Raw genomic sequence first — 16,050 nt, forward strand, 5'->3', positions numbered from 1 at the left:
CGGCCGTTTACCCAAGCCGCAATTCCTGAGTTCCGTGCAGGGCAGCTTTGCTTGCGGGCTCTAGCAATTCGGCAATCTTTCCGCCATATAGAAGCTTCAACCGGCTCTGGAAGTGCAGCCACTTTTCCAGAACCGGTCCAAACCCCCTAGACTTAACGATTGATCTGACGGACAGGCAGGCGCAGATGCGCAGACCCTTTTTGAAAATGAACGGCCTCGGCAACGATTTTGTCGTCTGGGATGCCCGCGACACCAGGCTTGTGCTTACGCCGGAAATCATCGCCAAACTCGGGTCGCGCGACACCGGCATCGGCTTCGATCAGATGATCACCGTCGAACGCTCGACTGTCTCGGGCGTTGATGCCTTCATGCGCATTCACAATTGCGACGGATCCCAGGTCGACGCCTGCGGCAATGCCACCCGCTGCGTCGGACGCCTGCTGTTGGAAGAAAGCGGCAAGGACGCCGTGATGATCCAGACCAATGCAGGGCTTTTGAGCGCCACGGCAGCGGGCGCGCCGCGTGAGATCACCGTCGATATGGGCAAGCCGCGCGTCAATTGGGATCAGATCCCGCTGGCAGAAGAATTCGCCGACACGCGTGCCATCGAGCTGCAGATCGGCCCGATCGATGATCCAATCCTGCACACCCCTGCGGTCGTCAACATGGGCAACCCGCACGGCATCTTCTGGGTCAAGGACATTGAGGCCTATGACCTGAGCAAGGTCGGGCCGCTGCTGGAACATCATCCGGTTTTCCCGGAAGGAGCGAATATTTCGCTGGCTCAATTTATCGGCAAGGACGAAATTCGGGTGAAGGTCTGGGAACGTGGCGTCGGCCTGACGCAGGCCTGTGGAACGGCCGCTTGCGCCGTTGCCGTGGCAGCCGTGCGCGACACCCGCGCTGGTCGCAAGTCGAAGATTCATTTGCCCGGCGGCATTTTGAACATCGAATGGCGCGAGAGCGACAGCCATGTGATGATGAGTGGCCCGACCGAGATTGAATTCGAAGGTGAAGTCGATCTGGAAACAATCGAGTGGACCAAGACCGCACCCGGCGACAATGATCAGGCACAGGAAGCGACCGGAGGTGCTGCGTGAGCATCGACGTCGTTACCTTTGGTTGTCGCCTGAATTCCTATGAATCCGAGGTCATGAAGCGCGAGGCGGAAGCCGCCGGGCTGAAAGACGCCATCCTGATCAACACCTGCGCCGTGACCAACGAAGCCGTGCGTCAGGCCCGTCAGGCTGTGCGCAAGGCGCGGCGCGACAACCCGGAAGCCCGCATTATCGTCACTGGCTGTGCCGCTCAGACGGAAAGCGCCACCTTCTCCGAAATGGGCGAAGTTGATCTGGTGCTCGGCAACACGGAAAAGCTGGAACGCAAGTCCTACGAAAGCGTCGCCGCCTTTGGCATCGACGAGAGCGAAAAGGTCCGCGTCAACGACATCATGAGTGTCGAGGAGACCGCGGGCCATCTGATTGACGGGCTGGAAGGTCGCGCCCGCGCTTTCGTTCAGGTGCAGAACGGCTGCGATCACCGCTGCACCTTCTGCATCATCCCCTACGGCCGTGGCAATTCCCGCTCTGTCCCGATGGGTGTCGTGATCGACCAGATCCGCCGTCTCGTTGAAAACGGCTACAACGAGATTGTCCTCACCGGCGTCGATATCACCTCCTATGGCTCTGATTTGCCCGGCACACCTAAACTCGGAACGCTGACGGCGAAGATCCTCAAGATGGTGCCGGAACTGAAGCGCCTGCGCCTGTCTTCCATTGACAGCATCGAGGCCGATGACGACCTGATGCGGGTGATTGCCGAAGACGAGCGGCTGATGCCCCACTTCCATCTGTCGCTTCAGGCAGGCGACGACATGATCCTGAAGCGGATGAAACGGCGCCACCTGCGGGCCGACACCATTGCCTTCTGCGAAGAAGTGCGCCGAATGCGCCCGGATGTGGTGTTCGGCGCCGACATCATTGCCGGGTTTCCGACCGAAACCGAAGAGATGTTCCTCAACTCCCTGCGCATCATCGACGAATGCGGGCTGACCCATCTGCATGTCTTCCCGTTTTCACCGCGCCCCGGCACGCCGGCGGCACGCATGCCGCAGCTGGCACGCCCGATCATCAAGGAACGCGGCGCCCGGCTACGAGCCCGGGGCGAAGAAGTTCTGAAGGCACATCTCGCTGGCGAAGTCGGTAAGACCCTGCCTGTCCTGATCGAAAAGGAAGGCCTGGGACGCACGGAAGCCTTCACCCAGACGGAGCTTTCCGGTGGCGTGGCCGGCGAGATCCTGACCGTGAAAATCACCGGACACAGCGACCGCCACCTTCTGGGTGATGTGGTATCGAAAGCAGCCTGATCATTTCCGATCCGGCTGCACCTGTTGACTGACATTCAAGGCATTTTCCATGAGCGAAACCAAGCGCGGATTTTTCGGACGTCTCTTCGGTGCGAAGGACGACAAACCCGAAAGTGCTCCGGAAGACGTCAAGACCGACAGCCCCGCCGAGGACACCGCGTCAGAGACGGATGCATCCGAAACGCCGACTGCTGCTGCAATTCCCGACGGCGTCGTACCCGCTGAAGCCCCGCCTGTCCCAGACCCCGGACAGCAGGAAGACGGAGAAGCCGCAGAGCTGCCGCCGCTGACCGGCACCGCTCCGGCAGAGGCCATCGAGCCAGCAGTGGAAAACGCAGCCTGGCCGGAGCCTGACGTTGCCGCACCTCCTGAGCCGACGCCAGTGACAGAAGCTGAGCCTGCAGCTGCAACCCCAGTTCCCGCGGAAGCGCCCGTCACTTCGGACGAACCAGACCAGCCAAAACAGTCATGGTTCCACCGCTTGCGTGCAGGTCTGTCCCGCTCGTCTTCAGCGCTGACCGACGGCATCAGTTCGATATTCACCAAGCGCAAGCTGGATGCCGCCATGCTGGAGGAGCTGGAAGATGTTCTCATCCAGGCGGATCTGGGCGTCGACACAGCCATGTCGATCACCGAGCGCCTGTCGGATGGTCGCTACAACAAGGAAATCGCTCCGGAAGAAGTCCGCGCCATTCTGGCCGAGGAAGTCGAAAAAGTGCTCGAGCCGGTGGCAAAGCCGCTGGATCTGAACCGCGGCAACAAGCTTCACGTCGTCCTGATGGTCGGCGTCAACGGCACCGGCAAGACAACGACAATCGGCAAGCTCTCGCAGAAACTCGCCCGCGAAGGCAAGACAGTGATGCTGGCTGCCGGCGACACGTTCCGCGCCGCTGCCGTTGAACAGCTGAAGATCTGGGGCGAGCGCACCGGCGCCTCCGTTATCGCCCGCGACACCGGCGCAGATGCAGCCGGATTGGCCTTCGACGCAATGAAGGAAGCCAAGGAAAAGGGTGTTGATGTTCTCTTGATCGACACTGCCGGCCGTTTGCAGAACCGTACCGAGCTGATGGAGGAGCTGGAAAAGGTCATCCGCGTCATCAAGAAGCACGACCCGCAAGCCCCGCACGATGTGCTGCTGACGCTGGATGCGACAACCGGCCAGAATGCGCTCAATCAGGTGGAGATCTTCGGCCGTGTTGCAGGCGTCACCGGCCTTGTCATGACCAAGCTCGACGGCACGGCCCGCGGCGGCATCCTCGTCGCCATCGCCGCCAAGTTCAAACTCCCGGTCCACTTTATCGGCATCGGTGAAGGCGTTGAGGACCTGGAACCCTTCTCCGCCAAGGATTTTGCGACAGCTATCGCCGGTGGGGCGTAAGGATGGGCGGCCAATACACTCGCGCTGACAGTCCCTGCAAAAAATTCAGGAAAACGAACGCCATTTTCGCTGATTTCAAATCAACGCGCATAGCAATCTCTCCAAGGTATTTAAGAGATGATACATTAGCTCATTAAAACAGTAATTCTTGAGAACAAAAAAACATAAAGAAATTTTTGATGATACCAGAGCATCCTAAGAAACTAGCGAGAATTGGGGCTATTTTATCGCTCCTTGGCTCACTTATTTGGATTCAATGGCCTCTTAATCTAGAAGAAGTTAGCCCTGCTGCACTGACAATATTTATGGGTTGCTTAATAACATGGGTCGCCATTGAAATAGCAGACCTTCCAAATATCGACAAATCTAGGCAAAACGAAGTAAATCAAGACGCAGAAAAATTGAACTTCATCTTAAAGAAAATTGATTTTCAGCAATCTTATATATTGAAGAACTATGCAATCGAAACATACATCGAACAACCATCATATGATGGTCTCAAAGAAATTCGAACCTATCATGATGAGGATAGATTTCCTTTTCACAATAAGGAAATGCAGAAAGCATTTGATGAGTTTTGTCTGAGTGTAAGTGTGTTTTTGAATGCTCTTTACGGACTTTATACAGCGGATGGCCGAGGCAACATAACTTGGCGACCAGGCGGCACAGAATATGTCCCGGAAACAGAATACGAATTAATTAAACAAGAAATTTGTATTATAACAGACAAAAAGGTGGATTGCTCGAATAAATGGGACAAATTTCTAATTATCTCAAATAACGCCTTAAAAGGCTCAACTATAAGAATAGAAAAATACTAAATTAAATATTCATAGATAAACTGGATTCTTCGGAAAAACGGGCGCCTTTCGACGCCCGCTCTGATGATCTGACAAAGCTTTGTAAGAAAGCTTAGCTGTTGACCAGGTTGCGCAGCACGTAGTGCAGGATGCCGCCGGCCTTGATGTATTCCAGCTCGTCCTCGGTATCGACGCGGCATAGGCACTCGATAACCTTGGTTGTGCCATCGGCATAGGTCACTTCCACATCCATCATGCAGCGCGGCTTGATGTCCGCAATGCCCTTGATGGTGACGCGTTCCTGGCCGGTGATGCCATGCGACTGCCAGCTTTCGCCTTCCTTGAAGACCAGCGGAATGACGCCCATGCCAACAAGGTTGGACCGGTGAATACGCTCAAACGACTCCGTAATCACCGCGCGGACACCGAGCAGCTTCGTTCCCTTGGCAGCCCAGTCACGCGACGAGCCCGAGCCGTATTCCTTGCCGGCGAAGATAACCAGCGGCGTCCCGGCTTCCTGGTACTCCATGCAGGCGTCATAGATCCACTTCTTCTCGCCGTCCTTGGTGGTCACCCCCCCTTCGACACCCGGAACCATCTGGTTCTTGATGCGGATGTTGGCGAAAGTGCCACGCATCATGACGTTGTGGTTGCCGCGGCGCGCGCCATAGGAGTTGAAGTCCTTGCGGGCGACCTGGTGCTCGGCCAGATATTCACCCGCCGGGCTTTCCGCCTTGATATTCCCTGCCGGTGAGATGTGATCGGTGGTGATGCTGTCAAGAAACAGCCCCATCACGGCCGCGCCTTCGATGTCCTCGAGCGGCTTCGGCTCCATGGTCATGTCTTCGAAATACGGCGGGTTCGCCACATATGTCGACGACGTCGGCCACTTGTAGGTCATGCCGCCCTCGACCTTGATCGCCTGCCAATGCTCGTCACCCTTGAACACATCGCCATAGCGCTCGCGGAACATCCCTTCATTGATGGAAGAGCGGATCAGCGCCGCGATTTCTGCGGTGCTCGGCCAGATGTCCTTCAGGTACACCGGGTTGCCATCCTGATCATCGCCGAGAGAGTCTTCGGCAACATTGATGTTCAGGTTGCCGGCGATGGCATAGGCAACGACAAGCGGCGGAGACGCCAAGTAGTTGGCGCGCACATCCGGGTTTACTCGGCCTTCAAAGTTTCGATTCCCCGAAAGAACAGAACAGGCAATCAGATCGTTGGCGTTGATGGCCTCGGAAATCGCCGGATCCAACGGGCCGGAGTTGCCGATACAGGTGGTGCAGCCGTAGCCTGCCAGCGAGAAGCCCAGCGCATCCAGGTCGTCCTGAACGCCGGCCTTGTTCAGATAGTCGGTGACCACCTGGGAGCCAGGAGCCAGCGAGGTCTTGACCCACGGCTTGACCTTCAGCCCCTTCGCCAGAGCGTTGCGGGCAACAAGGCCCGCGCCGATCAGAACGGACGGGTTGGACGTATTGGTGCAAGACGTGATGGCCGCGATGACGACGTCGCCGTTGCCGATATCAAAGCTTTTGCCTTCAACGGCAACGCGCTTGGAAAGTTCGCCGGCCTTCTGGAATTCGTCTTCCATCGTCTTGGCAAAGCCTGCAGCGGCATCGGACAGGTTGATCCGGTCCTGCGGGCGCTTCGGACCCGAGACAGCCGGAACAACCGTGGAGATATCAAGCTCCAGGGTATCCGTGAAAACCGGTTCTTCCGTCCCTGAGCGGAACATTCCCTGCGCCTTGGAGTAGGCTTCCACCAGAGCGACGCGATCCTTGTCGCGGCCGGTGGCTTCCAGATAGTTGAGAGTGTCGCGGTCGACCGGAAAGAAGCCACAGGTCGCGCCATATTCCGGGGCCATATTGGCAATGGTTGCTTCATCTTCCAGAGACAGATGATCCAGGCCTTCGCCGTAAAACTCGACGAACTTGCCGACAACGCCCTTGGCACGCAGCATTTCAACTACCCGCAGCACGAGATCGGTGGCGGTGATGCCCTCGTTCAGCTTGCCGGTCATCTTGAAGCCGATGACTTCCGGGATCAGCATGGAGATCGGCTGACCCAGCATCGCTGCTTCTGCTTCGATGCCGCCGACACCCCAGCCCAATACGGCCAGCGCATTGATCATGGTGGTGTGGCTGTCTGTGCCGACCAGCGTATCCGGATAGGCGACCGTTTCGCCATCCTCATCCTTGGTCCAGACGGTCTGGGCCAAGTATTCCAGATTCACCTGGTGACAAATGCCGGTTCCCGGTGGAACAGCACGGAAATTGTCGAAGGCGGACTGACCCCAGCGCAGGAACTCGTAGCGCTCTCCGTTGCGCTCATATTCCATTTCGACGTTCTTCTTGAACGCATCCTGGGTTCCAAAATAGTCGACCATGACCGAATGATCGATGACCAAATCAACAGGAACCAGCGGGTTGACCTTCTTCGGATCACCGCCGAGCTTCACGGCAGCATCACGCATGGCGGCAAGATCGACCACCGCCGGAACCCCGGTGAAGTCCTGCATCAGCACGCGGGCCGGTCGGTAGGCAATCTCATGGGAAGACTTGCGCTCGACAAGCCACTTAGCGACAGCCTTGATGTCTTCGGCCTTCACGGTGCGACCGTCTTCGAAACGGAGCAGGTTTTCCAGAACCACCTTCAGCGAGTAAGGCAGCTTGGAGACACCCTCCAGGCCATTCTTTTCCGCTTCGGGAATAGAGAAGTAGGTATAGGTCTTGTCACCGACCTGCAGCGTTGTTTTCGATTTGAAGCTGTCGAGGGATTGGGTCACGCGGGCGATCTCCTTCACATGCCTCCTGCGGCAGGGTCGCATCCCCTGACCACCGGGCTGGTCTCTGCAGGCCTCCCAGGGCGGGAAGTCTGTTTGGCTCCGAGGAGCCGTCGCGCAGCTGACGCAAACAGAGCCTCTCCCCCATTTTCGCTGCCGCAATTATTAACGTGTTTGTTTTACAAAATTTTGTCTCCAACCGCTAGATGGTGCGCCGCCGCATTCTCGGGCAGAAAATCGGAAAGCATGTCAGGAAATCAAGTCCCCTGCTGGAAATCCGTTCCGAAGAAATTTGGGCAGGGGCTGAAATGCGACACACTGCAAACACCAACGCGGCTGGCTGAGACACCGTGCCAAAAGACAGCAATTGTGTGCGGGGTCTCAGGCGACCGTCCGTTTTCGAAGGCGCTGTCCAACAAAGGCCATTCGGCAAAGGAAGAGCGATGGCGCATAACGAAGGCGCGAACTCCCACGATTTTGCGAAAAGTCCAGATTAGCGCGACTGAAATTATCTTGCATACATATGTATACTATAATATGACCCCGTCAAGCAAGCTTGGCCCGGCTTCGCGAGTACGCGACGCGATCCGGCGCACGAGCTTCAACTAAAAAAGGACGCCGGTATCGTAATGAGCTTGTACAAAGACTACCTCAAAGAAATTGAAAGCCGCAAAGTTGACGGCCTGCACCCCAAGCCGATTGACGACGGCGCGCTGGTAAACGAGCTCATTGCCCAGATCCGCGATCTGGACAACGAACACCGCGACGAGTCTCTGAATTTTTTCATTTACAACACCCTGCCGGGCACAACCAGCGCCGCCAGTGTCAAGGCGAAATTCCTCAAGGAAATCATCCTTGGCGAAGCAGTGGTGAAGGAAATCACCCCTGCCTTTGCATTCGAGCTGTTGTCCCACATGAAGGGCGGCCCGTCGGTCGAGGTCCTTCTCGACCTGGCGCTGAGTGAGAACGAAGAAGTCAACCGCGACGCTGCGGAAGTCCTGAAAACCCAGGTATTCCTCTACGAAGCAGACACGGACCGCCTGGAAGCCGCCTACAAGGCCGGCAACGAGATCGCAGCTGACCTTCTCGACAGCTACGCCAAGGCCGAGTTCTTCACCAAGCTTCCTGACGTGGACGAGGAAATCGAGGTCGTTACCTATATTGCGGCCGAAGGTGACATCTCCACCGATTTGCTGTCGCCGGGCAACCAGGCGCACTCACGCTCCGACCGTGAACTGCACGGCAAGTGCATGATCTCCGAGCAGGCTCAAAAGCACATCGAAGAGCTGAAGCTGCAGCACCCGGGCAAGCGCGTCATGCTGATCGCCGAAAAAGGCACCATGGGCGTCGGTTCTTCCCGTATGTCTGGTGTCAACAACGTCGCCCTTTGGACCGGCAAGAAGGCCAGCCCTTATGTTCCGTTCGTGAACTTTGCTCCGGTGGTCGCCGGAACAAACGGCATTTCGCCGATCTTCCTGACCACTGTTGGCGTGACAGGTGGTATTGGTCTCGACCTGAAGAACTGGGTCAAGAAGCTCGACGCCGACGGCAAGCCGATCCTCAACAACGACGGCAACCCGGTTCTGGAACAGAAGTACTCTGTCGAAACGGGCACTGTCCTCAAGATCAACACAAAAACCAAGAAGCTCTACAATGCAGACGGAAGCGAAGAGCTGAACGACGTTTCTTCCGCGTTCCTGCCGCAGTCGGTCGAGTTCATGAAAGCCGGCAGCTCCTACGCCGTCGTCTTCGGCAAGAAGCTCCAGACACTGGCCGCTGAAGTGCTTGGCATCGAAGCGCCATTGGTTTTCGCTCCCTCAAAGGAAGTCTCTCACGCGGGTCAGGGCATGACCGCCGTTGAAAAGATCTTCAACGCCAATGCCGTCGGCTCCACGCCGGGCAAGGTCCTGCACGCAGGCTCCGATACGCGCGTCAAGGTCAACATCGTTGGCTCCCAGGACACCACCGGCCTGATGACCTCGCAGGAACTGGAAGCCATGGCAGCGACCGTGATTTCCCCGACCGTTGACGGTGCCTATCAGTCTGGGTGTCACACCGCGTCGGTTTGGGATCTCAAGGCACAGGCCAACACGCCAAAGCTGATGTCCTTCATGCACAAGTTCGGCTTGATCACCGGCCGCGACCCCAAGGACGTCTATCATCCGATGACGGACGTGATCCACAAGGTGCTGAACGACATCACTGTGGATGACTGGGACATCATCATCGGCGGCGACAGCCACACCCGCATGTCCAAAGGCGTTGCCTTCGGAGCCGATAGCGGCACGGTTGCACTGGCTCTGGCAACAGGTGAAGCCACCATGCCGATCCCGGAATCCGTCAAGGTGACCTTCAAAGGCGCCATGAAGGATTACATGGACTTCCGCGATGTGGTGCATGCAACCCAGGCCCAGATGTTGCAGCAACATGGCGACAACGTCTTCCTTGGCCGCGTTATTGAAGTCCACATCGGTACACTGCTCGCCGATCAGGCCTTCACCTTCACCGACTGGACCGCAGAAATGAAGGCCAAGGCCTCTATCTGTATTTCCAATGACGAAACGCTGATCGGTTCTCTGGAACTGTCGAAAGCCCGTATCCAGGTGATGATCGACAAGGGCATGGACAACGACACCCAGGTTCTGCAGGGCCTGATCGACAAGGCGGACAAGCGCATCGCGGAAATCCGGTCCGGTGAAAAGCCGGCGCTGACACCAGATGACAATGCCAAGTATGCGGCAGAAGTCGTGGTCGACCTGGACCTGATCGATGAGCCGATGATCGCTGATCCTGACGTCAACAACATTGACGTTTCCAAGCGCTACACCCACGACACCATTCGTCCGATTTCCTACTACGGCGCGGAAAAGAAGGTGGACCTGGGCTTCGTCGGCTCCTGCATGGTGCACAAAGGAGACGTGAAGATCGTCGCCCAGATGCTGCGCAATCTGGAGAAGGAGCAGGGCAAGGTCGAATTCAAGGCCCCGCTGGTGGTTGCAGCCCCGACCTACAACATCATCGACGAGTTGAAGGAAGAGGGCGACTGGTCCGTCCTGCAGAAATACTCCGGCTTCGAGTTTGACGACACGGCACCCAAGAGCGTCGCCCGTACGGAATATGAAAACATTCTGTACCTCGAACGTCCCGGCTGTAACCTTTGCATGGGCAACCAGGAAAAGGCAGCCAAGGGTGACACAGTGCTGGCCACGTCCACCCGCCTGTTCCAGGGCCGTGTTGTGGCCGATGCCGAGGGCAAGAAGGGTGAGTCCCTGCTGGCGTCCACGCCGGTCGTCGTACTCTCCGCAATTCTCGGTCGCACACCAACAATCGAAGAATACAAGACCGCCGTCGAAGGGATCGATCTGACCAAGTTCGCCCCGCCGCTGCAAAAGCCGCTGGACAGCCTGTCGGTCCATTTCTAGGACACAGCTTCCTTGTTCCGGTCCGCGCCATCTCGCCTGGACCGGCAAAGAGCCAAGAATCTGAGGAGGGCAGGATGTCGAGAGACATCCTGCCCTCTTGCTTTTTGAAGGAAAACAGCTTCAGTTTGCGCAAATCTGATCGTTATTCACGACTTGGCAGATAGCCCAGCCCGCCAGGGGCCGAAGTCCACCCGGAGCGTTTCCCCTGAAACTCATTGCCGAAAATCTCTCGATCGACCGTGGCGGACGCCGGGTGTTCACCGGCCTGTCATTTGCCTTGCCTGCAGCACATGGCCTCGTCGTCACCGGGCCAAACGGCATTGGCAAGTCTTCACTCCTGAGAACACTGGCCGGGCTTGTTCCTCCATCTCAGGGACAGCTTTCCCTGGAAGGCGCTGAACCTGAAAAGACCGTCGCCGAGCATGCCCATTACTTTGGCCACCAAAGTGCCGTGAAGCCGGCCCTGACAACGCTGGAAAATCTCGTCTTCTGGCAGGACTTTCTCAGTCCAGCACTGCCTGCCGGGTTCACCCCGCAGGCCCAATCGCCTTCCGCAATTCTGGAGCTGCTGGGTCTGGAACACACATCCAGCCTGCCTGCAGCCTATTTGTCGGCTGGACAAACCCGTCGACTGGCTCTGGCCCGACTGTTCGTTTGTCCGCGCCCCATCTGGTTGATGGATGAACCCACATCAGCACTCGATACGGCCTCCGAGGCATTGCTGTTGCAGTTGATGCAGGCGCATCTCGACAATGGTGGCATGATTGTCACCGCAACCCACACGCCGCTGACCATGTCTCCGTGTCTGACATTGCAGCTGGCGGATGAAGAGGAGAGCCCGGCGTGACGTCTCCAGAAAACAACTGGGCCCTCGCACTTCTGCAACGCGAACTCCGCCTCGCCGTTCGGATCGGTGGCGGGGCGTTGGTCGGCGTGCTGTTCTTCCTGGCGGTGGTGACCGTCATCCCCTTCGGCGTGGGGCCCGATCTCAATCTTCTAGCACGCATCGGCCCGGCGATCCTGTGGATCGGTGCCCTGCTCGCCACCTTGCTGGGACTCGACCGACTGTTTCAGGCCGACCGTGATGACGGCACACTGGATCTGATGTTGATGGCTGGCCGACCACTGGAACTGGTTGTGTTGATCAAATGCCTGGCGCATTGGCTGGCGACAGGTCTGCCACTCGTCCTCGCGGCCCCCATTCTTGGTATCTTCCTCAATCTGGAACCACTGGCCATGGGCGCAGTCACTGCGACTCTTTTGGCCGGAACCCCGGCTCTTACCTTAATCGGAGCTGTTGGCGCAGCACTGACAGTCAGCCTACGCCGAGGCGGCTTGTTGCTCGCAGTCCTCGTCGTTCCGTTGACCATTCCCGTGCTGATCTTCGGGGTCAGCGCCGCCAATGCAGCGCTGGTCGTCGGCACACCTTTCAAAGTGCCCTTTGTCGTTCTTTGTGCCCTGAGCCTGATTTCCGGCGTCGTTGGTCCGGTCGCAGCGGCCATGGCCCTGCGCTTTTCAGCAGATTAGGATAGGACTGCGATAACGGAAAACTGAAGCCGAGGCTCTGGCCTCTTGCCTCGGCTTTGATTAAACGCAATGCGAGAAATGCGGCAATCTGGCTCTTTGCTGCAACCGATCAAACACCTAGATTGTGATCCATGGCCTTACTGGACTATGCAAACCCGACACGTTTCCTGCGCCTGAGCCAGAGGATCCTTCCCTGGCTCACAGGCGCATGCGTGATTGCCTTTGCCGTCGGTCTCTACATGAGCCTTTTCGTGGCGCCTGAAGACTACCAGCAAGGCCAGACGGTCAAGATCATGTATATTCACGTTCCGGCAGCCTGGCTGTGCATGATGACCTATTCGATCATGGCACTGTCGTCACTCGGCACGCTTGTCTGGAAGCATCCACTGGCAGATGTGTCTGCCAAGGCAGCAGCCCCGATTGGGGCAGCCTTCACCCTGATCGCACTGATCACCGGCTCACTCTGGGGGCGCCCCATGTGGGGCACCTATTGGGAGTGGGATGCCCGGATGACTTCCGTGCTGGTTCTATTGCTGATGTACCTCGGCCTGATCGCCCTGTGGCGGACCATGGAAGACCCGATCAAGGCCGGCAAGGCTGCAGCAATCCTGACTTTGGTCGGCGCGCTGAACCTGCCGATCATCAAGTTTTCCGTCGACTGGTGGTACACGCTGCATCAACCAGCCAGCGTCATGCGCATGGACGGGCCGACAATCCATCCGGCGCTGTTGACCCCCTTGCTGATCATGGCCCTTGCGTCGACACTTCTGTTCTTCGTCCTGCACCTGCAGGCGATGCAGAACGAGATCATGCGCCGCCGGGTCCGGGCGCTCCGCCTAAGGGCCGCCTCGAGCACGCGGCCTGCCCGCATGACCGCCACCTCGACTGCTGCGGAGTAACCGACATGGATTTTGGACCATATGCCAGTTTCATTTATGCCGCCTATGGCATTTCGGCGCTGATCATCATCGCGCTGATTGCCTGGATCCGAATTGATCGGAAGACCCTGGAAGACAGCCTGAAACAACTCGCGGCACACGGACACTCCCGCAAGATCAAGAGCGCCAGGACACCCGCATCTTCGGAGACCAAATGACCGGCCAACCCGAAACCGCGCCTCAGCCGAAACGCCACCGCATTCCTGTTCTTGTCTTGCTGCCGTTGTTTCTCTTCGTCGCCCTGGCCATGCTGTTTCTGGTGCAGCTGACGCTGGGACGTGACCCTTCCGTCATCCCCTCGGCACTGCTCAACAAAGCCGCGCCGACAACAAACCTTCCGCCAATTGTCGGCTTCACCGACAACGGCGCGGATGTTCCCGGCTTTACCAATGACGATTTCATCGGGAAAATATCCGCAGTGAACGTCTTTGCCTCCTGGTGCGGCCCCTGTCGGCTGGAGCACCCGCTGCTTGAGGAACTCTCCGGCGAACCCGGTTTGCAGATGATCGCTATCAACTACAAGGATCCGCCAGAGAATGCGCGCCGCTTTCTCAGCACCTTCGGCAACCCGTTCGACCGCATCGGCGCCGACGAAACTGGCCGCACCGGCATTGAATGGGGCGTCACTGGCGTTCCCGAAACCTTTCTGGTCGACCGGACCGGAATGATCCGCTACAAAATGTTCGGGCCATTGACTCCGGAAAACTATCAAGGGTTTCTGCTGGAACTGCGAAAACTACAGAGCGAACAACCCGCCAGTTAACGTCTTCCTCGCGACACTGTGACCGCCCGAACGCCCCTATAACCGGCTCGTGAATAGCTCTCGATCGGCAAAAACAATAGTGTGCTGAAATATTGGTCATAAGGATCCAGTGGAAATGCACCGGACATACAGCCACCAGGCAAGCGCGCAGAAACCAGACGGCGAGGCAATTCTCAGCCGCAACAGTATGCGTCGTCACATGAAGCGCGCGATCCGCCTTCTCGGCGTTTGCGCTGCGCTCATTGCAACGCCGGTGCACGCCCAGCCCAAGGCCGTGATCGAGCTTTTCACAAGCCAGGGCTGTTCCTCCTGCCCCCCAGCCGATGAACTGCTTGAGCAGCTGAGCGCGCAGGACGGCATTCTGGCCCTCTCCCTGCCTGTCGACTACTGGGATTACCTTGGCTGGAAGGACACATTGGCCAGCCGCGCCAATTCCAATCGCCAGCACGCCTATGCCGAGTTTCGCGGCGACCGCGCAGTCTATACGCCTCAGATGGTCATCAACGGCGGCGAACACGTCATTGGCAGCAAGCCGACAGACGTGAAAGCCGCCCTGGAACGCGCTGACCCTCTGACCACGCACGTTGCGCTCTCCCTCAACGACATGGCGGTCGAAGCCCGGATCAAGGGCACCCTGCCGAAAAACGTGAAAATGGCCACCGTCTTCTTCGGCATGCTGGAACCGCGCCGTGAAGTCCCGATCAACCGCGGCGAGAATGCCGGCGAGACCGTGACCTACGTCAATGTTGCCCACCATTTGCAACCGATCGGCATGTGGTCCGGAGGTGACGAGATCTTCCGTATGCCGATGAGCGAGATCAAGCTGACCGGCATGCACACCTGCGTCGTTCTGGTGCAGATTGAAACCGAAACTGGCCCCAGCCGCATTCTCGGCGCCCAGACGATCAATTGGACAGACAACAAGTAGCCGCGGCCGGCTTTGCCACTCTCACAGACTATTACTAAACGCGTGGGTCCACGGCTAATCCAAATGCCGGAGTTTTCGCGCGCTTCGAAATCTGATACCTGTCGCTGCGGGAGATCGGGTCGGCAAACAGCTGGTCCAACGTAACGACGGCAGACCTGCTCATGTCCACACGGATTACAATTGCCCTCGGCAGCCTTCTTGTCGGGATTCTCTCCCTCGGCCTCAAATATTACGCTTATTGGCTCACCGGATCCACCGCGCTCTACGCCGACGCCCTCGAAACCATCGTCAATGTCGCCTCCTCTCTAGCGACGATCTTCGCAGTGTGGCTCGCTGCCAAGCCGGCGGATTCCAATCACCCCTACGGCCACGACAAGGCCGAGTATTTCGCCGCTGTTCTCGTCGGGGTGCTTATTGTCCTATCCTCGATCTCGATCTTCCACGCCACATGGAACAGCTACGTCAGCAGCGCCACGGTGACCTATTCGGCCCTCGGACTTGGCGTCAATGCTGCAGCGGCCGGGCTGAACGCGATCTGGGCAACTGTGCTCATAAGAACGGGCAAGAGGCACCGCTCACCTGCCCTCAAGGCCGACGGGAAACATCTCGTCGCCGATGTTGTCACCTCCTTGAGTGTACTCGCCGGTGTCGGCCTGGTCACCTTGACCGGCTGGCAGAAACTCGATCCCATCCTGGCTGGACTTGTAGGCCTCAACGTCCTCTGGACGGGATGGGGCGTAATGAAGGATTCGGTTTCCGGCCTGATGGATGAAGCGGCGTCCGAAGACGTTCAAGATCAGATCCGCGCCATGATCCGCGACCATGGCGACGGCGCACTGGAAGCCCACGATCTCCGCACCCGCCTCTCCGGCAAGGTGACCTTCATCGACTTCCATCTGGTGGTTCCAGGAGAACTGAGCGTCGATGCCGCACACGAGATATGCGACCGCGTTGAACAGGCAATCGGGCACAAGGTTCCCGGAGCTCACGTCACCATCCACGTCGAACCGGAGCACAAGGCAAAACACAGCGGAATTCTTGTGCTTTGAGCATCTGTCGCACATGCGCGACACCTTGCTTTTCTTAGCTGCCACAAAGAGCCACCAACTGCTTGTTCAAAAATTACGAATGGACTAGGTGTTGA

At 57.8% G+C, this 16,050-nt stretch carries 13 protein-coding genes; 12 read left to right on the forward strand and 1 reads right to left on the reverse strand.

Translation table 11 applies throughout. The annotated features are described in order from the left end of the window. Positions 1-185: 185 nt before the first annotated feature. From dapF to J0X15_RS15985, 4 genes are all read left to right on the forward strand, one after another. Positions 186-1,100 carry a diaminopimelate epimerase gene (dapF, locus tag J0X15_RS15970; protein WP_206942822.1) on the forward strand — a complete coding sequence of 305 codons (915 nt, stop codon included), beginning with the start codon at positions 186-188 and terminating at the stop codon, positions 1,098-1,100. After that, the gene (mtaB, locus tag J0X15_RS15975; protein ID WP_206942824.1) at positions 1,097-2,365 is read left to right on the forward strand and encodes a tRNA (N(6)-L-threonylcarbamoyladenosine(37)-C(2))-methylthiotransferase MtaB; all 1,269 of its coding nucleotides are present in this window, start codon (positions 1,097-1,099) and stop codon (positions 2,363-2,365) included. Before dapF ends, mtaB begins: the two co-directional genes overlap by 4 nt. A gap of 49 nt (positions 2,366-2,414) precedes the next feature. Continuing rightward, positions 2,415-3,743 carry a signal recognition particle-docking protein FtsY gene (gene ftsY, locus J0X15_RS15980; RefSeq protein ID WP_206942825.1) on the forward strand — a complete coding sequence of 443 codons (1,329 nt, stop codon included), beginning with the start codon at positions 2,415-2,417 and terminating at the stop codon, positions 3,741-3,743. A 179-nt stretch (positions 3,744-3,922) separates the two neighbouring features. After that, entirely contained in the window at positions 3,923-4,564 is a 642-nt protein-coding gene (locus J0X15_RS15985; RefSeq protein ID WP_206942827.1) for a hypothetical protein, read from the forward strand. Between the two features lie 91 nt (positions 4,565-4,655). Here J0X15_RS15985 and acnA read toward each other — a convergent pair whose 3' ends face one another. Further along, a complete protein-coding gene (acnA, locus tag J0X15_RS15990; protein WP_206942830.1) occupies positions 4,656-7,331 on the reverse strand; it encodes an aconitate hydratase AcnA in 2,676 nt (891 codons plus the stop codon). 626 nt (positions 7,332-7,957) lie between these two features. Between acnA and J0X15_RS15995 the strand changes: the two genes are divergently transcribed. From J0X15_RS15995 to J0X15_RS16030, 8 genes are all read left to right on the forward strand, one after another. Next, positions 7,958-10,750, forward strand: coding sequence for a bifunctional aconitate hydratase 2/2-methylisocitrate dehydratase (locus J0X15_RS15995; RefSeq protein WP_206942831.1), 2,793 nt, complete (start codon positions 7,958-7,960; stop codon positions 10,748-10,750). A 205-nt stretch (positions 10,751-10,955) separates the two neighbouring features. Then, positions 10,956-11,597, forward strand: a complete 642-nt coding sequence (gene ccmA / locus J0X15_RS16000) for a heme ABC exporter ATP-binding protein CcmA (protein WP_206943044.1) — start codon at positions 10,956-10,958, stop codon at positions 11,595-11,597. After that, positions 11,594-12,277: a heme exporter protein CcmB gene (gene ccmB / locus J0X15_RS16005; RefSeq protein WP_206942835.1), complete on the forward strand. Its 684-nt coding sequence runs from the start codon at positions 11,594-11,596 to the stop codon at positions 12,275-12,277. The genes ccmA and ccmB overlap by 4 nt, the downstream gene beginning before the upstream one ends. A 131-nt stretch (positions 12,278-12,408) precedes the next feature. Continuing rightward, a complete protein-coding gene (locus J0X15_RS16010; protein WP_206942837.1) occupies positions 12,409-13,176 on the forward strand; it encodes a heme ABC transporter permease in 768 nt (255 codons plus the stop codon). A gap of 5 nt (positions 13,177-13,181) precedes the next feature. Beyond that, positions 13,182-13,373 (forward strand): heme exporter protein CcmD, encoded by a 192-nt coding sequence (gene ccmD / locus J0X15_RS16015; RefSeq protein WP_206942839.1) that lies wholly within the window; start codon positions 13,182-13,184, stop codon positions 13,371-13,373. Beyond that, positions 13,370-13,978: a DsbE family thiol:disulfide interchange protein gene (locus tag J0X15_RS16020; protein WP_206942841.1), complete on the forward strand. Its 609-nt coding sequence runs from the start codon at positions 13,370-13,372 to the stop codon at positions 13,976-13,978. Before ccmD ends, J0X15_RS16020 begins: the two co-directional genes overlap by 4 nt. A 115-nt stretch (positions 13,979-14,093) precedes the next feature. Further along, on the forward strand, positions 14,094-14,906 hold the full coding sequence (locus J0X15_RS16025; RefSeq protein WP_209015392.1) for a DUF1223 domain-containing protein: 813 nt from the start codon (positions 14,094-14,096) through the stop codon (positions 14,904-14,906). 161 nt (positions 14,907-15,067) lie between these two features. Then, positions 15,068-15,955, forward strand: coding sequence for a cation diffusion facilitator family transporter (locus J0X15_RS16030; protein ID WP_206942843.1), 888 nt, complete (start codon positions 15,068-15,070; stop codon positions 15,953-15,955). The last annotated feature ends 95 nt before the right edge of the window (positions 15,956-16,050 follow it).

This window comes from Roseibium limicola (assembly GCF_017313085.1).
GTDB classification, from domain to species: domain Bacteria; phylum Pseudomonadota; class Alphaproteobacteria; order Rhizobiales; family Stappiaceae; genus Roseibium; species Roseibium limicola.